Annotated in this window: 15 protein-coding genes and 2 pseudogenes; 3 read left to right on the top strand and 14 right to left on the bottom strand. The window is 60.3% G+C overall.

From position 1 onward, the window contains the following. Positions 1–329: 329 nt before the first annotated feature. Genes BW990_RS16215 through BW990_RS16205 form a run of 3 tightly spaced genes read right to left on the bottom strand, consistent with a single transcriptional unit; the run spans position 330 to position 4,075 of the window. Positions 330–2,108 (bottom strand): TRAP transporter permease, encoded by a 1,779-nt coding sequence (locus BW990_RS16215; RefSeq protein WP_076449635.1) that lies wholly within the window; start codon positions 2,106–2,108, stop codon positions 330–332. 53 nt (positions 2,109–2,161) lie between these two features. Beyond that, positions 2,162–3,124 carry a TAXI family TRAP transporter solute-binding subunit gene (locus BW990_RS16210; RefSeq protein WP_076449633.1) on the bottom strand — a complete coding sequence of 321 codons (963 nt, stop codon included), beginning with the start codon at positions 3,122–3,124 and terminating at the stop codon, positions 2,162–2,164. 60 nt (positions 3,125–3,184) lie between these two features. After that, on the bottom strand, positions 3,185–4,075 hold the full coding sequence (locus BW990_RS16205) for an alpha/beta hydrolase (protein ID WP_159441676.1): 891 nt from the start codon (positions 4,073–4,075) through the stop codon (positions 3,185–3,187). 92 nt (positions 4,076–4,167) lie between these two features. On the opposite strand from BW990_RS16205, the gene BW990_RS16200 reads away from it, so the two are divergent. Further along, complete coding sequence (locus tag BW990_RS16200; RefSeq protein WP_076449629.1) at positions 4,168–5,082, top strand: LysR family transcriptional regulator; 915 nt, start codon at positions 4,168–4,170, stop codon at positions 5,080–5,082. A 442-nt stretch (positions 5,083–5,524) separates the two neighbouring features. Here BW990_RS16200 and BW990_RS16195 read toward each other — a convergent pair. The 11 genes and pseudogenes from BW990_RS16195 to BW990_RS16155 all read right to left on the bottom strand — a co-directional run. Then, positions 5,525–6,226 (bottom strand): annotated as a pseudogene (locus BW990_RS16195) (carbohydrate kinase family protein); the annotation flags it as partial. Between the two features lie 21 nt (positions 6,227–6,247). Continuing rightward, on the bottom strand, positions 6,248–6,538 hold the full coding sequence (locus BW990_RS21105) for a carbohydrate kinase family protein (RefSeq protein WP_143526248.1): 291 nt from the start codon (positions 6,536–6,538) through the stop codon (positions 6,248–6,250). A 140-nt stretch (positions 6,539–6,678) separates the two neighbouring features. Then, positions 6,679–6,939 (bottom strand): hypothetical protein, encoded by a 261-nt coding sequence (locus BW990_RS21555; RefSeq protein WP_143526247.1) that lies wholly within the window; start codon positions 6,937–6,939, stop codon positions 6,679–6,681. A gap of 78 nt (positions 6,940–7,017) precedes the next feature. Further along, a complete protein-coding gene (gene galK / locus BW990_RS16190; protein WP_076449627.1) occupies positions 7,018–8,121 on the bottom strand; it encodes a galactokinase in 1,104 nt (367 codons plus the stop codon). Further along, positions 8,118–9,176, bottom strand: coding sequence for a UDP-glucose--hexose-1-phosphate uridylyltransferase (locus BW990_RS16185; protein ID WP_076449626.1), 1,059 nt, complete (start codon positions 9,174–9,176; stop codon positions 8,118–8,120). Before BW990_RS16185 ends, galK begins: the two co-directional genes overlap by 4 nt. Further along, the gene (gene galE, locus BW990_RS16180) at positions 9,173–10,198 is read right to left on the bottom strand and encodes a UDP-glucose 4-epimerase GalE (RefSeq protein ID WP_076449625.1); all 1,026 of its coding nucleotides are present in this window, start codon (positions 10,196–10,198) and stop codon (positions 9,173–9,175) included. Before galE ends, BW990_RS16185 begins: the two co-directional genes overlap by 4 nt. A gap of 39 nt (positions 10,199–10,237) precedes the next feature. Beyond that, positions 10,238–11,293 (bottom strand): ABC transporter ATP-binding protein, encoded by a 1,056-nt coding sequence (locus tag BW990_RS16175; protein ID WP_076449623.1) that lies wholly within the window; start codon positions 11,291–11,293, stop codon positions 10,238–10,240. A gap of 13 nt (positions 11,294–11,306) precedes the next feature. After that, positions 11,307–12,401, bottom strand: a complete 1,095-nt coding sequence (locus tag BW990_RS16170) for a glycoside hydrolase 5 family protein (RefSeq protein WP_076449621.1) — start codon at positions 12,399–12,401, stop codon at positions 11,307–11,309. A gap of 63 nt (positions 12,402–12,464) precedes the next feature. Then, a complete protein-coding gene (locus BW990_RS16165) occupies positions 12,465–13,748 on the bottom strand; it encodes an extracellular solute-binding protein (RefSeq protein WP_076449619.1) in 1,284 nt (427 codons plus the stop codon). Positions 13,749–13,793: 45 nt separating this feature from the next. Continuing rightward, a complete protein-coding gene (locus tag BW990_RS16160) occupies positions 13,794–14,630 on the bottom strand; it encodes a carbohydrate ABC transporter permease (protein WP_076449617.1) in 837 nt (278 codons plus the stop codon). Next, positions 14,630–15,697: a carbohydrate ABC transporter permease gene (locus BW990_RS16155; protein WP_200798063.1), complete on the bottom strand. Its 1,068-nt coding sequence runs from the start codon at positions 15,695–15,697 to the stop codon at positions 14,630–14,632. Before BW990_RS16155 ends, BW990_RS16160 begins: the two co-directional genes overlap by 1 nt. A gap of 180 nt (positions 15,698–15,877) precedes the next feature. Here BW990_RS16155 and BW990_RS16150 point away from each other — a divergent pair, with 180 nt between their 5' ends. Next, a complete protein-coding gene (locus BW990_RS16150) occupies positions 15,878–16,921 on the top strand; it encodes a LacI family DNA-binding transcriptional regulator (RefSeq protein ID WP_083950662.1) in 1,044 nt (347 codons plus the stop codon). 68 nt (positions 16,922–16,989) lie between these two features. Further along, positions 16,990–18,125 (top strand): annotated as a pseudogene (locus BW990_RS22560) (aldose epimerase family protein). Positions 18,126–18,425: the final 300 nt, after the last annotated feature.

Here is an 18,425-nt window from a genome sequence, read left to right as displayed (position 1 = left end):
TCCGGAAGTCGCCAGCTGAGGTAGGTCAGGCGCATGCGCCGCAAATCTTGCACGAAGGGCAAATCGCCCGCCGAGCCGAGTTTTTCAACGGAATACGCCCTAACTGCCAAAGGAGCGCATCCGACGCGAACGGCCCCATAGCAGACGCTGCTCCGCCAAGCAGCTAAGGTCCGATTTTGCGATTGCGCGGTCTCGGATTCGGATAAATCTATTCAGCTGCGCCTTTAGACCGCGAAAAGGCGGTCCGCGCGGGCTGTCCCGGCAAAGCAGTGGAGCGCAGGAGACGGGATCCACCTCTTGCGGTCGTCCGGCATGAATTCGTTGCCATGTCAGATCAGAACGGGCCAGAGGATCAGGGCGCCGCCGACGAGACCAAGCAAGGTACGGCTCACCCATCCCAGCGGCTTGGTCATCCACCCCGCCAGAGCGATCGAAATCATCCCGACCCCCGCGATAGCCAGTATCATTGAGACCGCCGCAGCCGCGATACTACCCTTGAGGATCAGAGCCGGATTATAAGCGAATGAAAAGGGCAGCACGAAGGCCGGCCAGCCGAAACGAAGCGCCGCGAAAGCCGTGCGCATCGGCCCCGCACCCGTCAAGGCAGCAGCGGCGAAAGCCGCAATCGCCACCGGCGGGGTAATCATGGACATCATGCCAAAATAAAGAACGAACAAGTGCGCGGCCGTTGGCTCAATTCCGAGACGTGTCAGCGCAGGCGCGACGAGCGCCGCCAGCAGCACATAGACCGCAATGGTCGGCATACCCATGCCAAGGACGATCGAGACGAATGCCGCGAGGAAGAGAAGCGAAAGCGCGTCTTCCCGGGCAAAGGTCACGAGGTAGGACGTCATGCCGAAGCTCAGACCGGTTTCGTTCAATACACCGATCACGATTCCCGCCGCCGCAGTGATGACGACGATCTGCGCAAAGCTCGGCCCGCCCGCCGCGATGGCGGCAACAAGCCGGTCCGGGCGCAGGCGGGTCCAGGCCCGCGGCAAGAGAAGACCGATCAGGACAAGGGCTCCGCAGGCGACCAGACCCGCCGTGGCCGGCCGATAATTGAGCGCAAAAAGCGCCCAGATCAGAGCAACGAAGGGCAGGATAAACAACCAGCCTGACTTGAGCACACGCCCCGTGTTCGGGCGTTCATCGGCAGGCATTCCGGATATGCCGTCGCGCGCCGCTGTCAGGTCGGCCTGAAGAAAGAGCGCGAAGTAATAAAGGGCCGCCGGGATAAGCGCAGCCAGCACGACTTCGGAATAGGGAATGTTCAGGAACTCGGCCATCAGGAACGCAGCCGCACCCATCACCGGCGGCGTCAATTGGCCACCGGTCGAGGCGACGGCTTCGATCCCGCCGGCCGTCTCTGCCCGGAAGCCGGAGCGCCGCATCAGGGGGATCGTGACTATGCCGGTTGTTGCAACATTCGACACGGCACTGCCCGAGATCGCTCCGAACAGGGAGGATGCCACGATGGAGATCTTGGCTGCCCCGCCGCGAAACCCGCCCATGATCGCCGCCGCAAGATCGGTGAAGAACGCGGCACCGCCAAAGTGATCAAGAAGGCGCCCGAAGGCTACGAAGATGACAACGACGGTGGCTGCGATGGCAAGCGGCGTGCCCAACACGCCACCTGTATCAAGTGCAAGCTGCGAGGCGAGCCGTTGCGGAGACACGGGAAGCGCCTGGAATTGTCCGGGCAATGCGCTTCCCCAAAGTCCGTATGCCGCGAAGGCCAGCACGATCCCGGTCAAGGGCCACCCCGCGACCCGGAAGAGCGCGAAGATAAGCGTCACTATTACGGCCACCGATACCCAAAGCGCATCCATAGGATTGATCGCCGCCGCCAAGGACAGATCGGGGTAATAGATGGCCAGCCAAAGGCCACCAGCCAGCGCTGTCCCGGCAAGTGCCAGATCGACGGCTCGTCCAGGCCCTTTGGGAAGCCGCCGGACCGGTTTGGTCAGGAAAACATAGGCCAGCGCCAAGGCGAGAACGGCCGCCAGGAATTGTTCGGTATAGACAGACAGCCTGAGCGCACGGTGCAGGCCCGCGGCCCAAGCAACAGAAACGCAGACCATGATGACGGCAAGGGTGCTTGCCACCTTGTCCTGCCTGGCAACAGGAGCTGCGTCGCTGCGATTTGCCGTATCCCCGCTCACTCCAGAATGCCGACTTCGCGATAGAACCGCTCCGCGCCCGGATGGAGGCTTGCGCCCTCGACCTGAAAGGCCATGGCGTCTGGATCGAACCTGCGGAAAGAACCATGCGACTCAATCAGCGACTCTTTGTTCTCGTAGAGCGCCTTGACCACCGAATAAACGACCTCTTCATCCGCCTCGGCATGGGTCAGAAGCGCGTATTGATAGCCGATCAGATCGACGGGTTCGGTGATCTCCGGCAAGCGCTCGACAGGCTCGACGCGGCCCACATAGCTTCCGGGCAGAGATTGCGCGACCGCCGCCGCCGCGTCCTCACCCTCGATGACGCTGATGAATCGGACTGGGGTCTGGGCCATGGTCTGCCGGACCACACCCGATCCGGGCGCCAGCATGACACCGACGACGGACCCTTGCGCCAGGAGCTTGGCACCTTCGACGAAATTCGGAACTGGAACGCCATCGAGGTCATCCGAACTCATCCCGACGGCGTCGAAGACAGCGTCTTGCATAACACCCACAAGTCGCTGCCGGGTATATCCAACGGGGAAGGGTTGGCCGCGCAAGTCCTCCAGCGAGGTGATGTCACTGTCGGCAGCTACCATGATCCCGACCTCGAAAGGCTGAAGCAGCGCCGCGACCCGCACGTTGGGATTGGCGTTACCTTCGAAGTTTCCGGTTCCCTGGGTCGCAAAGACCGCCTCAAACGTATTCGAGGTGGAAAAATCGATCTCCCCGCGATTGAGCGCCGGGATGAACACCGATGATCCCCCCTGCCCGACCGCGCGCATGCTGACATCGGTGTTCTCCGAGACCACCTGCGAGACGCCCGCCGCGATCGCATAGCCCAGGGACCCCTGGGGCAGTGTGCCCACAGCGACGGGACCGCTTTGGGCCAAGGCTCCGGCCCCGCTGAACATTGCAAGACACGCCGCGACGGCGCCAACCTTAAGGGATTTCATGGCTTGGTCTCCTCTGTTGGTTTTCATGGCCACCTGCACGCATCCCGGCGACCTTCGGGATTATTTTGCTGTCTTGCGGCTTTCCTCCGAAAGCAGACCGGCCACGGCGCGCCCGACGGTTTGGTCACTCTGCGCCATCTGGCTTGCGATTTCGAAATGGTTTGCGCCCGCGATTTCCGTACAGCATGCAAGTTTACCTTGACCTCGCAAAGCGTCGGCATAAGCGATGGATTGACGTTTGAATTCGGGCGATTCCTCGGACCCGTAGAACAGGTGAACCGGGACCTTCGTTTCCGAGATCCGCGCGATTGGGCTCATGAAGCGCTGCTCTCTTTCGGACAGGTCGATGTAGATGCGCCGCGCACTCAACATGACCGGTTCGAGGTCGTAGGCACCGCTGACGCAGAGCACGGCGCGCAAGGTTGAGGCCGGCATTTCGTCGCCAAAATCGTGCGACGCGATGCGGGCTGCCATATGCGCCCCGGATGAATGGCCAGAGACCACGATCCCCGCTTTGCCTTGGTCGACAACCAGCGTGCGATAGGTCCAGACGATGGCGCGAACAATCTGATCGAATACCTCCGGCATCCGGAATGCGGGCAGTTTGCCGAATTCCGGCACGACAAAGGGCGCGTTCACGGCGCGCATAGCCGGTGCCATGAAGCTGCATCCCTCCTTTGCCTGCCGCTGCCAGGCGCCGCCATGAAGGTGGACATGCACGATAGGACCGCCCGCGTTAAATACGTCGATCCGCTCACATGCAGTTTTCCCGTAAGCGTGTTCACGGTAGCCGGGAACGGATGTGCGAACAGATGCGCTTTTCTCGGCCCAGCCTTGCAGTATTCGGTCCATATTCGCAGCCCAATGGGACTGCGTATACGCCTGATCGAGCGCGTCCTGAGTATAACCCAGATATACATGCGTTGCATCGGCCGTCGCTGACGAAGACACCCCAAATCTCCCAGATTAGCTGCGGCCCCAGTAAAAGCGTCAGCCTCACGCTTGCCCATTGCTTTCTAAAGCGTTTCCCATAACATTTTGTAATGATGCTCAATCACAGAGAACTCCGCATCTTTCTTGCCATTGCGCGCGCGGGGTCCATCATCGGCGCCGCAGACCGGGTCGGAATGACCCAACCCGCCCTCAGCCGATCTTTGCGGCGGCTGGAAGAGGCTTTGGGCGCGCGCCTGTTCGACCGTCACTCCAGCGGAATGACCCTCACCCGTTTCGGCGAAGCCTTGGAGCGGCACGCAGAGCGTATCGAGTTTGAAACCGCGCGCGTGCTCGATGAATTTCAGATGCTGAACGGGGCCACTGCGGGGTATGTTCGCGTGGGGTTGGTTCCCAGCGCTGTCACCACCCTGCTTGAGCCAACGATCGCTGCAGTCAGCGCCAAAGCCCCGAAAATCCAGGTCCAGGTGATAGAAGGCGGGGGAGACGCCATGATCGCAGCCGTTGCAAACGGCCGCGTCGATTTTGCGTTGGTCGGCAATATCAGCTCCGACTTCCTGCCCGACATGATCATCACTCCGGTCTTTGAAGAGGAGGTATGCGTCGCCGCGCGCCCTGAGCACCCAGTCTTCAAGAAAAGCCAGCTCAGCCTGGCTGATCTTGCTACCAGCCGCTGGGTGCTGCCGGAAAAAGGCAATGCCATATGGATTGGATTTGACAGCCTTTTTCGCCGAAATGGCCTGGAGCCGCCTGCGCCAAGTGTCTCCACGAACTCCGTGCATATCCTGAAGTCGATGGTGGCTTCGGACGATTACCTGACCATGATGACGCGCGTGATCTTCAAGTCAGAAGAAGCCCAAGGTTCCATTCGCCCGATCCCACTGACTCAAGCCCTCTGGAGACGCGAGATAGTGATGGTACGAAGCCACCGGTACTCGTTATCGCCTGCGCAAAAGCTATTTCTTTCAGAGATGTCTCAGCAGATACAAAGCGCACAACAAGCATGAACCGGACGAAGCGGCCAGTAGGAATGCTTCATACCACCTGCAGCCAACGGCCGATTGTGTTGGAAAACTCGATGGCTTGGGAACCCAGTGTGAAACTGAAGAACTTCTTCCCGCTGAACGACCGCTTGGCAAAGCCTGTTCTCCAGGCGCGAAAATCCGAGAACCAGATTCCGCGTTTTTCAAGCGATTTCAGTGGGGCGGAGTTATTCAACACAATCGGCCCAGAGCGGTCATCTACGCCAGCAGCAGCGAATGACCACTTCGAGCTCTTTCAGGAAGTGACCCAACCGGAGCCCCGCAAATGCAGCATTAACCCAACTGGACCTGATAGCTTCGACGCACAAGAAATAGCGGCCATTCGTGACCAGTGCAGCGAGTTCTCAGGCCCCGCTGTTCAGGTTGTGAACCAAGTGGCCATGCGGGACCCTCTCTATGCGGTGAATCACGACGGCGGGCTCGCTGGAACAGACAGGTCCTTCAATCCGTCCGTTGCCGTGTATCCGGTCAGGCACGCCGCCGCTGCACGCGTACCGAAAATCAGCGAACTCTCGATCGGCCAGTCCTCGTGGATGCCGTGAATCACGCCTGCAGCGAAGGCGTCCCCAGCGCCGACAGCGCTGATCACCCTCTCGGTGGGGATCGGCTCGGGTGTCAGAACGTGCTCACCGCCGTGGCCGCACCAGACCACCCGGGCTGGTGAATGAACAATCACGCCCATCCCAATTCCCCCAGATTTCAGGATACGCGCTGCGCGTATCATTCCGTCAACGTCCGCTTCGCCCGCGAGCTGCACGCCCGTTGCCAGTTCTGCTTCAAGCTCATTTGCGAACAGAATGTCGATTTCGGGCAGAGTGGCCTCCACCGTGTCGCGGTAGGTGGGTGACTTGAACGATGCAAGGTCGACGCAGGTCACGATCCCATGGGCTCTCGTATGCGACAGGAGATGAGCGGCAGCGGTTCTTCCGTCGGGGCACATTACGTCCAGCTTGTCGAGCAGCGTGAGATAGCCGAGGTACAGTACCTTGAAATTTCTGTCCGCCAGACTTTCGATGTCGAACGACGACGCATCGAGCAGAGCGTTAGCGCCCGGGTGATGGAAGAACGTCCGACTGTCGCCAGGCAAGTTCATCACGTGAGTCTGCGACGTTGTCGCGCTCGACGTCCTTTACAACCCCTCCACCGGCAATCCCGCCTCGCGGCATAAGCGGAGAACTTCGTCCCCTAAAGCACCCGCGCCAACCAATCCGATCGGCAAGACGGGGTAGCCCGCCTTCATGGCCTTGAGGCCGACAGCCACATTGGCCGGGCCACCACCAAGGCCGACATGCTGGGCGGCGATGAGCGCCAGGCCCGATTTCTCCGGCCAATGCGATATCGTATGGACTGTGTCCAGTATCCAGTTTCCGGCGGAGGCAACGCCTATCCTTTCAGCCTTCATCGGGCCGTTTGGTGTCATCCAACCTCTCCCACGGCGATTGAGCTTTCGTCCAAGTTAGCAGAAATCAGAGTGGAAATGTGGTAGACGGATCTGCCGAGCCCAGCGATACAAGGCGGCTCGGTATTTGCCTGACAACCGGGGCGCTCGATTTCGTGATTTCATGCATCTGGATAGGCGCGCGCTTCGGGCTCGTGGCCGCCTTGCAGCGGCGCGGCGAATCCACGGCCAAACGGATACTGTCTATGTTGCTTGCGGCCCACACCGGATCTTCGTGCGATCTGCGGCGAAGGTCTGGTTCGAGCCCTTTCCGAAAGCGACGCGCCGGAGCGATTTCGCGCATACAGCAAAAGCTGAATCGTCGCGACCGGCCCATTGCGGGCATTCGCCCGGCCTGCCGCGAACGACACCTTTTGGGGCATTCGGTGTCATTAGTCGAGTAATGCAATGCCAGCTTAGGCAAACGCGGGCGGGCTTACGCAAATGCAGCTAAGATGCGCTTATCCTCCATCGATCATGGCAAGAAGCCGCGCTTTCGGCAGATTTCGAGCAAGTTGATCAACAAGGTCATCGACACGACTTGAACGAACCAGCGCGACAATCGAACCTCCAAAGCCGCCACCTGTAAGGCGTGCGCCCTTGGCCCCGAGCGCCATGACGCTCTCAACCACAGCGTCGACCTCCGAAACGGACACGTCGTAATCATCACGCTGCGATTTGTGACTTGCGAGCATCAAAGAACCAAGCGTTTCAGCATCCCCTTCCCGCATCGAAGTCACCGCAGAAGCAACCCGCGCGTTTTCCGTGACCACGTGGCGTGCGCGCCGTGCAAGCGGCTCGGGAAGAACTGCGATGCTTTCGAGTGCATCGAGACCCAATTCGCCAAGTGCATCCACGCCGAGCGCTGCGCAGGCCTGGCTGCATTCCTGAACCCGTAACGCATAGCCATCGTCGGTCAATTTGTGACTGACACCGGAATGAACCACCATAAAGCTATGATCCGCGAGCAAGGACACAGCCTCATGCGCCAAGGTGGCGGTATCGAGGAAAAGCGCCGAGCCCGGATGGCCAACGGAGACGGCGAACTGATCCATGACACCGCAGGGCATTCCGACGAAGTCGTTCTCGACCGACCGGGCGATGATGGCCGTCGCGACCGGATCCGGATCTTCCCCATGAAAGGCCCCTGCGGCACGGATCGCGGCCACCTCGATCGCAGCGGAACTCGACAATCCGGCGCCCGACGGCAAATCGCTGGTTACAGCAACACACAAGCCGTCCTCTTTGATGGCGGTCTCGGCCACGGAAAGCAGCGCGCCAAACGCGTAGTCGCTCCGACTTCCCGAGGCGCCCTCGCCCACGCAGCGGACCTCTTCTCCGGCGAAACCGTCGCTGACCAAGCGGACCACGCCCGGACGTCCCGCGGGCCCGAGCGCGATCCCTATGCCGAGATCCAACGTCACGGGCAGCACGCATCCGCCGTTATAATCGGTATGTTCCCCCATAAGGTTCACGCGGCCAGGCGCGAAGGCGCTTGCCGCGGGCTCTGCCTGTAAACGCACTTTGTAGGCCTCGATGGCCCTCTCTCGCAGGGCTTGGCTCATTTTGTCTGCCCCTGTTCCATATAGTGGCGGGTGGCGGACAGCTCGCGCAGCTGTGCGGCCGCGATTTCGGCGGTCAGATCGCGCTGCGCCTCCGCCAGCATCTCATAGCCAACCATGAATTTTCGTACCGCCGCCGAGCGCAGCAAGGGCGGATAGAAATGCGCGTGCAATTGCCAATGTCCGTGATCGCCGTCGCTCATCGGCGCGCCGTGCCAGCCCATCGTATACGGAAACTTGGTCTCGAAAAGGTTGTCATACCGGGTGCAGAGCCGTTTAAGGTGCTCTGCCAGCGCGTCGCGTTCTGCATCGGTCAAGTCGGTCAGCCACTGAACATGCCGCTTTGGCAGCACCAATGTCTCGAACGGCCAGACCGCCCAGAACGGGACGACGGTGATCCAATGGTCGTTTTCTTCAACCGTGCGTGCCCCGTCGGCGCCTTCGCGGGCGGCGTAGTCAACGAGCAGCGGGGACTTGTGTGCCTGAAGGTAAGCTTTTTGCGCATCGTTTTCGCGGACAATCTCGTTGGGCAGGAAATCGGACGCCCAGATCTGGCCATGCGGATGCGGATTTGAGCAGCCCATGACCGCTCCCTTGTTTTCGAAGATCGCGACCCAATCATATTGTGCGCCCAACTCCTCAAGCTGAGACGCCCAGAGATCGACAACCTTGCGGATCGCGGGCACCGGCAGCTCCGGCAGGGTCAGGTCGTGGCGCTCCGAAAAGCAGATCACCCGTGCGGTCCCGCGCGCAGGTCCCGCCCGGAAAAGCGGATCGGGCACGGAGGCAACCTCTATACTTTCATCAAGAAGAGCCGGAAAATCATTGTCGAACACAAAGGCACCCCGGTAGTCGGGATTGACCGCGCCGTTTACTCGGGTGTTGCCCGCACACAAATAACATGTCGGATCATGCGCCGGGGTGGTGTCGGGCGCCGTGTCCTCGGACCGGCCCTGCCAGGGACGCTTAGCCCGATGCGGAGACACCAAAACCCATTCGTCCCGCAGCGGATTGAAGCGACGGTGCGGCCGTTCTGAAAGGGTATCGACATCCGTCATTTTGCACTTCTTTCTGCGGTGTGCTCCACAGCAAAAGGCCCATAGGCCGGGGCCTGATGCCATGTCCACGCGGTTTTCATGATGTCCAGGATGTCAGGCACCTCAGGTGTCCAGTCCAGCCGATTGCGTGCCTTGGTGCTGTCGGCGACAAGCATGGCCGCATCCCCCGGACGTCGTGGGCCGACCCGAACCGGGATATCCCGGCCGGTCACATCTCGTGCGGCATCAATCACGTCAAGGTTGGTGAAGCCGCGGCCGTTTCCGAGATTGAAGGCGTGGGCCCCCGGTTCCGCATCCATCAAGCCGAGCGCGGCCAGATGTGCAGACGCGATGTCGTCCACATGAATGTAGTCGCGCACGCAGGTCCCATCTCTCGTGTCGTAATCATCGCCGAAGATCTCAAGGCCAGATCGGACTCCCATCGCTGCGAGAAGGATATTGGGGATCAGGTGCGTTTCCGGATCGTGCGCCTCGCCAATCGCGCCCGTGGGGTCCGCGCCCGCGGCATTGAAATACCGAAAGCTGACTGAACGGACTCCAAAGGCATGGGCATGATCGGCGAGGATTTGCTCCATCATCAGTTTCGACCAGCCATATGGATTGAGCGGTGCGCGGCGGTGGCTCTCGTCGATCAGATCCGTTTCCGGGTTGCCGAAGATCGCGGCGGTCGAGGAAAATACGATCCGGTCGCAGCCCGCCCCCCGCATGGCGTCGAGCAGATTGAGCGCGCCAACCACGTTGTTGCGATAGTAGAGGTCCGGCGCGGTTACCGACTCGCCGACCGAGATCAGAGCCGCAAAATGATAGACCGCATCGAAGGGCCCAGCGGCGAAGGCGCGCACAAGGGCCGAGGGGTCGCACAAATCACCTTCGATGACCGACACGTCGTCAGGAAGCGCCGCCCGATGCCCCTGCGAGAAGTTGTCGAAAACCGTGACCACATGGCCGCTGCGGCGCAACAGCCGCACCATGTGGGAGCCGATATACCCGGCACCGCCGCAGACGAGGATGTTCTGAGACATAGTCGAACCTATCCTTGAGGTAGTTTCAGTGCGCCCGGCTCAGCGGATCCGCTGTTCGGTTTCCGCATCGAACACGAAGATGTCGCCGGGATCACACGTGACGTCCGCACGGTCCTCCTTGCCGATGCGCTCTCTCCGGCGGTCCTCCACGATCATGCGCTCGCCGGTTTCCGCCACAAGGTAGGCGTAGGACACGCCGCCGAGCGCCTCGGTCAGGTCGACCCGAAGCGCGGTGCCATCGGTAAGCTTGAGGTGTTCCGGACGAATGCCGATCTGAACCGCTGTGCCTTCAGGCGGCAAGGTAACCTGCGGCTGAAGGGTCTGGCCAAGCCCCGGCACCTTGACGCCGTCCCCCGTGACAGTCCCGCGCAGAAAATTCATCGACGGCGAGCCAATAAAGCCCGCCACGAAGCGGTTATCAGGGTTGTTGTACAGATCCATCGGCGCACCAATCTGCTCGATATAACCCGCGCGCAGCACCACGATCTTGTCGGCCAGAGTCATCGCCTCGACCTGATCGTGGGTGACATAAATCATCGTCGCGCCGATCTCCTTATGCAGGCGCGCGATCTCGACCCGCATGTCGACGCGCAGCTCCGCATCAAGGTTCGAAAGCGGCTCGTCGAAGAGAAACACCTCCGGGCCGCGCACGATTGCGCGGCCGATGGCCACCCGCTGACGCTGCCCGCCCGAGAGCGCTTTGGGTTTGCGCGAGAGGTACTCTTCAAGCTTGAGGATCCCGGCGGCCTCGTTGACCTTCTGCTTGATCTCGTCCTTGGCGTGGCCGTTCATCCGCAGGCCAAAGCCCATGTTTTCCTCTACGGTCATATGCGGATAGAGGGCATAGGTCTGGAACACCATGGCGACGCCGCGGTCAGCGGCATCGACGCGGGTGACGTCACGCACACCGATGCGGATGGTGCCGTCCGAGGTTTCCTCGAGCCCTGCGATCATGCGCAGAAGCGTGGACTTGCCGCAGCCTGAGGGTCCGACAAAGACACAGAATTCGCCCTCATCGACTTCCAGGTCGATGCCGTGGATCACCTCAGTTGCACCGTAGCGCTTGATAGTTTGGGACAGTTCAACGCGGGACATGCTGCGTCCTCTCTCAGTCAATTGTTGCAGGATAAGAGGCGCCGGTGAGCTTGCGGATCATTGCAGTCTCCGTCGGGTCATAGGGTGCCCCGTCTGTATGCAGGATGTCGTGGAACCAGATCCGCCGGTCTGCATGGCCGCCATGCTGCACAACCAGCGCCTCGGGCCAGGGCAGATGTGTCTGCGTCCGGCCCTTAACAAAGCCCCATTGGAAACAGCCGACACCCCGATTGCAAAAGAGCGGGAGCTGATCCTCGATCCGGCTGTCGACTGGGCGCGCCATCCATTCTGTGCAGAAGATCGGACGTCCATGCGCTTCGAGATGGTCGATGAAGCGCGCTGCGGAAGATGCATTGCAATAGGCGTGGAAGGTAACGATGTCCGACAATTCCACAGCGCGGCGGTCGATCTCGGATTGGAACGGCACCTCGTCGCTGCCTACTTGCGGGGTCATCCAAGCGCCTACGGTCAACGGTTGCGTCGGTCCAACGCTGCGTGCCCAGTCGAAGGCCGCAATCATCAGCGCAAGGCTATGCGGCATCAGGGCTTCATCGTAGCGATCAAAGCCCCCCGCCGAAAAGATCATGCGGTTTCCAGGTTCATTATAGAGATCCCAGAAAAGAATGCGCTCATCTGCGCGAAACTGCATGAGTACGTCGCTGACATATCGTTGGAGCATGGGCCACGCCTCACGATCCATCACGGTCGCGCGGCCCGGGCTGGCCACTGCACGGCTGTTATGTACGCCATGTGCGGGGTCGGGCTGCGCTTCGTAGACTGGCTCGGCGCCGCCGAAGCCACAGTCATCAAAGAGGCAGAGCACCGTTCGGATTCCTTTCGCCGAGGCTGCGTCGAGAAACCATTCGACCCGCGCGAGGAGGCCTGCACGGTCGTGCTCCCAAATTAGCGAATGCAGGTTGACCCGCACAGCGTTGAAGCCCAACCCTGCAGCCCAACCCAGCTCCCGCGAAATGGTGTCGCGATCGAAGCTGTCCTTGTGCCACATATCGAGGAAGTTCACTGCACTCGATGGCAGGAAATTGCATCCGCAGATCCACGGCTGCGCATCGTGCCAGGCACAGGCTTTCTGGCGCGACCAAGGTAACATCTCAACTCCTCCGCAGCAGGAAATGACCGCCCCGCATAAAACAGCGGGGCGGCCGTTGTGGCATCAGCGATCAAGTAGATCCTGAACTTCGATATTGGCATCCGCGAGGGCGTCACCGACCGGCTTGTCCGTCAGCCAGATCGCCTGCAGCTCACGGTTCAACACGTCCTGAATGGCGCCGTAGTTCTCCGCGGGCGGGGTATCGCGCGCGATTTCGGCCGTCCCTGCATATTCAGTCCGGTGCGGCAAAGCGGCATATTCATCGCTTTCAAGCACGGAGTTGCGCACGGCCATGTGGCCGGTCCGGGCCCAATCAACATTGTGCTCGTTGATGAAGGCCAGCACCTTCAGCGCGGCCGAATACTTCTCGGCATCCTGCTTCACCGGTGAGGGAATGACCCAAATATGGCTGTCCGCCCAAGTCGCGCCTTCCCCGAAGAGTGTCGGGAAATCGGCGGCATAATAATTGTCGAGCCCGGTCTCCTCCTTCGCGGCCTCCGCGGTGTAGAAGTCCACGACCCAGGTGCCGTTGACCAGAACCGCGGCCTCACCGTTGAGGAAGGATTGCTGACTGTCGGCGTAGTTCAGCTGCGGATTGGACAAATCCTCAGCAAAGAGCTGGGTGATTGTCTCAACCGCCGCCTGCGCGGCATCGTTGTCGATCGTGGCGGTGCCGTCCTCAGAGAAGATATTCTCTCCCTGTTGCCACATGAGCGCGAGCACAAGACGCACCCCGATGGGGAATTGTGCGAAATCAGCCGCAAGATAATTCTGGCCCGTCGCCTCTTTCAGCTGGCGCGCATGCTCCAACAGCTCTTCGGGTGAGGACGGCAGGACAGGTTCACCGTTTTCGACCAAACCTGCTTCGGCCATCAAGTCCATGTTCACATGCCAGAGGTTGGCATGCAGATCCATCGGTATGCCATAGATCTCACCGTTATAGGTGACCGCATCACGGGCACTATCAGTCCAATCGGCCGGATCGATCCCCGCGCCAGAAAGGTCGTCCTCGGTCAGCGCTGCGAGCGCGCCGAACCCTGCAAATTCAGGCACCCTGTGGCGGTGCATGACGTGCACGTCCGGCGGGGTGCCGCCCGCATAAGCGGCCTTGATCTGGTCGTAGTAATTGCCCCAATCGGTCGGCAGCGTCTCGATCGACACGCCCTCGATCTCGGCATCTGCTGCGTTGATGATCGACTGGATGATGCAGGCTTCACCGACACTGGCCTTGGTGTCGTTGCCCGCATCTTCGCAGGCTCCGAAAAAGCGGCCCAATGTGATGTCCTGGGCCGTCGCCGCCGAGGCGCAGGCACAGGCCAGCAGGGTTCCTGTCAGCAGGTGTTTCATATTTGGTTTCCTCCCTTGGATATTATGCCGGGGCTCCGCCCCGCTTCAGCCTTTGCTTCCGCCCGCGGTCATGGCCTGAACCACGTAACGCTGGAAGATCAGGAACAGGATTACGACCGGAAGTGAGGCGATGACACCCGAGGCCATGACACGGCCCAGCCCTTCCGATTGCGCGAAATTCGATTGGATTGATGCCAGTCCGAGCGTGATGGTGAAGTAGTCGCGCTGCTGCGCCGACACGAGCGGCCAGAGATAATCGTTCCAGGCATAAAGGAACGTCAGGATTGCCAGCGTCATCATCGCGGGCCGGGCCAGCGGCAGCATGACGTGCCAAAAAATCTGGATCCAGCTGACACCTTCAAGCCGCGCGGCTTCCTCGATGTCTTTCGGGATCGCCTTGAAAAACTGCAGCATCAGGAAGACCCCGATGGGCACTGCCATGCGCGGCAGGATCAGGGCGTGATAGCTGTTATGCCAGCCAAAATCGGAAAACATCGTATAAAGCGGGATGAACACCGCCTGCTCGGGCACCATCAGGCCAATGAGGCACAAAACCGCGATCGGCGTCTTGAACGGAAAGTCGAGCCGCGCCAGCGCGTATCCCGCCGTTGTTGACACGGCCAGCACGCCCAGCGTCATGCCCAGGGCGACAACGATCGAGTTCAGGAACCACATCGGCGTCTGCCCGAACGCGAAGAGAGCGGCGTAATTCTCTGCCGTGAAGGGGATTGGCACCAATCCGAGAAAGGTGGAGGAAGTCGTTCGCGCCAGCACCTCGTTAGGCTGAAAAGACAGCGACACCATCCAGATCGTCGGAACAAGCCACAGGAAGGCCGGGATCGAAAGAGTGAGAACAAGCCAGTAATAGCTGCGCGAAAGCATCAGTCCTTCTCCTCCCGTCCGACGAGAAACTGCACGATGGAAAAAGCGCCCATGATGACGAACAGGAACACCGCCATGGCCGAGGCCCGGCCCAGTTCGCTGTCGCGGAACGCGGTCTGGTAGATATAACGCACCAGCACTTGCGTTTCGTCATTTGGGCCACCTTGGGTCATCAGATGCGACTGTCCGAAGACCTGAAAATGCAGGATGATCTGTAGGATGATTACCAGCGTTATGGTGCGTTTCAGGTTCGGCAGCGTGATGTACCAGAACGCCCGTATGCCAGTGCAATTGTCGAGCGCGCCCGCTTCGAACAGATCCTTGGAAATGTCCTGAAGTCCCGCGAGGAACAGGATCATTGCGATCCCAAGGGACCACCAGATCGTCGCGATCACGATCGCCGCCATGGCGAAACGCTCGTCGGTCAGCCAAGTGATCGGCGAGCCGCCGGACAGCTCTGTAATGTTTGCTATCAGACCCTGGCGAGGCGAGAACATGATTTGCCAGATCAGCGTAACGACGGTGACTGACAGGACTTGGCTCAAGAAGAACAGCGTGCGCAGAAGGCCCATTGCGCGCGTCTCACGGTTGAGCGCGGCAGCGATCAGAAGCGCAGAGATCGTCACCCCCGGCACGGTGAGCGCCACGAACAGAACGGTGTTTCCTACCGTCGGCCAGAAGCGACGGTCGAACCAGCGCCCTTCCTCCCCAGCATATACGCCCGCAATCAGAAATAGCGCGACCCCGGCAAGACCGAGCGCGATGCCCGTCGCGCCCGTCAGGCGGCGGGTCCGATTCAACGTGACGGCAGCAGCGATGCCAAGAAGACCCAATGCCTGGAGAACCGGCCGCGCCCAAGGGCTCCATTCGATATTCCGGCCCCACATGACACGAACATAGTTCTCGAAGCCCACGAATTTCTTGGCATCAGGATTGAAGGCGACCTGCAGGAGGTTCCAATCATGCAGACTGATCCAGACTCCGCGGAAAAACGGGTAGATCAGAAACAGCCCATAGGTCAGCAAAAACGGCAGCAGCAACAGGTAAGCCGACTGCGTCTCGTTCAACCGCCGAAGCGGAGACTTGGCTTTTGGCATTTTATCCTCCCGTCAAGCCTCGATGCGGGCTCCTCCACCCGGCGACTCCGCCTGATAATCTTTATTAGCAATAATTATTAGTTTTGTCCATTAGCGTTTTATGGAAAGCTCCAAGGACCCGGACCGGACTGCGAATGAGGGGCGAAGGTAATGACGTCGAACAACGAAAAGACCGCCCGGGTCACGATGAAGGACGTTGCACGCGAGGCCGGTGTCTCACAATCAACCGTATCCTTCGTGCTCAGCGGAACCGAGAACATGCGCATCAGCGCGGACACCCGCGCTCGCGTGCTTGAAGCAGTCGAGGCACTTGGCTATCGCTCGCGCGCTGCCGGTCGGCCCACCAGCAGCACGAGCCACCGAGTTATCGGCCTCATGTTCGACGAGATCGCCACCAGCCCCTTCGCCTCCATCTCAATCGAGGGTTTGCAGGAAGAGGCTTGGAAACAGGGCGTCATCGTCGAGGTGGTGATGACCGGCGGCGATCGCGCGCACGAGACGGCGGTTCTCAATAAATGGGCCGCTGACCGGGTGCATGGCGTCGCCTACGCCTCAATCCTAACGCGTGAGATTGCACCGCCTGATGCGCTGGCGCGGCACAAGGCAGTCTTGTTGAACTGCATCGATTCCACCGGGCGTGTGTCCTCGATCGTTCCGGCCGAGCGGAGAGGCGCAGAACTGGCCACCCGGACCCTTATCGAAGTCGGCCATCGCCGCATCGCCTTCATCACTGGCGAGCCTTGGATGGATGCATCGATCCAGAGGCAAGAGGGCTACAAGCGCGCGCTGCGCGTCGCAGGTATCAAGGTAGACCCGACCCTGATCGTCGAGGGTAACTTCCTGCCAAGCGGGGGACATGCCGCGACGGTCGCTCTGTTGGAAGCTGCACGACCCCCGGATGCCATCTTCTGTGCCAACGATCTTATGGCCATCGGCTGCTACGAAGCGCTCAAGGAGCGCGGGCATCGCATCGGCGAGACCATTGGGGTGATGGGATATGACGACCAGGAGGTGGCGCAGCATCTGTCACCACGTCTGAGCACGGTGCTGCTGCCGCATCGCGAAATGGGCCAGTGGTGCGCGCGTAAGCTATTGGAGGCTGGCGCATCAAGCTTCGAAGCAGTGCGGCTCGAAGGGCCGATCAAGATCCGGCAATCGCATCTCAGAGGGCAACCACCGGGCACTGAGACATAGCCGTTCCATGTCGAAACGCACCGGATCCTTAGGTGGCACCTACTGTGAAGGACCCGAACTGAGACTCGATGAAAGCTGGTCCCCGGCACGCGCCGCACAAGGCAACACGGGACGCGGGGCCAGCGCGCACCGCCCAAGAGCGCGCTGAACCGCGCGGGCGGCAAAGACAATTACCACCACGCAACAAGGAGACGATCGTGTCGCAAGATCTCGAAACCTTCGGACAAACGCCCGACAATCAAGCCATACATCGGGTGACGCTCAGAGGCGGCGGGCTGCAGGCCAAGGTGCTTACCTATGGTGCGACAATCCAGGATCTCCGCTTGGAGGGGTTTGCGCACTCGCTCGTACTCGGCGCCCCTTCGATCGAGCCATATTTCGACCCGATGAAATACTTCGGCGCGATTGTTGGACGCTTCGCTAACAGGATCGGGCATGGTCGGTTCCTACTCGATGGACACGAATACAACGTGGCGCGCAATTGGCTGGGTCGACACGCCCTGCACGGCGGCGAGGTCGGCGCTGGCGAGAGGATCTGGAGCATCGAGAAACTCAATGAAAACAGCGTTATGATGAGTCTTGAGCTTGCCGATGGCGAGATGGGGTTCCCCGGCCATCTGACGGTTCACGCCGAAATAACCCTTACCAAAGATTGCAGCCTCAGTTTCGATATCCGCGCCACGACAACCGCCGCAACGCCATGTTCCTTTGCGCATCATGGATATTTCAACCTCGATGGCGGCCCCGACATTACCCGCCACGAATTGCGAATTGATGCGGAAACCTACCTGTCGACGCAGACCTGATTCCGACCGGTGAAATCCGATCGGTGGGGGGTACAAAATTCGATTTCCGCGCTCGATCGGAAATCGGAAGGCGGGGCTTGGACCACAATTTCTGCCTGTCTGATACGCGAAAGCCCCTACGGCCGGTTGCGTGGCTACACAGCGCGGAAAGCGGTCTTTCGATGTCCGTCGACACGACGGAGACCGGCCTCCAAGTATATGATTCCGCCTATGTTCCAGAGGCGGGTCTCGTCGGCTTGGACGGCAGGACATACAAGCCATTTGCCGGGGTCGCACTGGAAACCCAGGCTTGGCCAGACGCGCCCAACAGGTCGGAATTTCCCAAAGCGGTACTCCTGCCTGAAAACGAATACCGCCATCAGGTGCGCTACGCTTTTAATTCTGGCGTGCCGCAATGAAGAAGCCAAGGTAGCCGTTTTTCGAAATGTCGATTGTCTGCGCTGCAGGCGACATCATCGCCCCCTTCTCCTCACGTCCGACAAGGAATTTGCACGACCGAGAAGACACCCATGCTGAGCACTTTTCTCAAAAGCAGACATCCGTACACGTCGCAGCGAATGACGGCTCCCCGCCCATCCAGAACGCTGATGGTGCAGCGAACGACCGGCAAATCCTTGCGGGTTAGGCGGTAGACGTTGCTTTCCTGTAAAATGAACATCTCAATACCATGGTTGGCGGAACGGTCACGTGGCCTCGAT

It is taken from the genome of Roseivivax lentus (genome assembly GCF_900156805.1).
Classification (GTDB): domain Bacteria; phylum Pseudomonadota; class Alphaproteobacteria; order Rhodobacterales; family Rhodobacteraceae; genus Roseivivax; species Roseivivax lentus.
The sequence above is the reverse complement of the archived record's forward strand: the minus strand, read 5'-3'. Positions and strand labels throughout refer to the sequence as shown.

Bases quoted from the DNA above. Each gene is read 5' to 3' on its own strand.
- BW990_RS16210 (WP_076449633.1), bottom strand. From the start codon at position 3,124: ATGAAATCCCTTAAGGTTGGCGCCGTCGCGGCGTGTCTTGCAATGTTC.
- BW990_RS16200 (WP_076449629.1), top strand. From the start codon at position 4,168: ATGATGCTCAATCACAGAGAACTCCGCATCTTTCTTGCCATTGCGCGC.
- BW990_RS21105 (WP_143526248.1), bottom strand. From the start codon at position 6,538: ATGACACCAAACGGCCCGATGAAGGCTGAAAGGATAGGCGTTGCCTCC.
- BW990_RS21555 (WP_143526247.1), bottom strand. From the start codon at position 6,939: ATGCCCCAAAAGGTGTCGTTCGCGGCAGGCCGGGCGAATGCCCGCAAT.
- galK (WP_076449627.1), bottom strand. From the start codon at position 8,121: ATGAGCCAAGCCCTGCGAGAGAGGGCCATCGAGGCCTACAAAGTGCGT.
- BW990_RS16185 (WP_076449626.1), bottom strand. From the start codon at position 9,176: ATGACGGATGTCGATACCCTTTCAGAACGGCCGCACCGTCGCTTCAAT.
- galE (WP_076449625.1), bottom strand. From the start codon at position 10,198: ATGTCTCAGAACATCCTCGTCTGCGGCGGTGCCGGGTATATCGGCTCC.
- BW990_RS16175 (WP_076449623.1), bottom strand. From the start codon at position 11,293: ATGTCCCGCGTTGAACTGTCCCAAACTATCAAGCGCTACGGTGCAACT.
- BW990_RS16170 (WP_076449621.1), bottom strand. From the start codon at position 12,401: ATGTTACCTTGGTCGCGCCAGAAAGCCTGTGCCTGGCACGATGCGCAG.
- BW990_RS16165 (WP_076449619.1), bottom strand. From the start codon at position 13,748: ATGAAACACCTGCTGACAGGAACCCTGCTGGCCTGTGCCTGCGCCTCG.
- BW990_RS16160 (WP_076449617.1), bottom strand. From the start codon at position 14,630: ATGCTTTCGCGCAGCTATTACTGGCTTGTTCTCACTCTTTCGATCCCG.
- BW990_RS16150 (WP_083950662.1), top strand. From the start codon at position 15,878: ATGACGTCGAACAACGAAAAGACCGCCCGGGTCACGATGAAGGACGTT.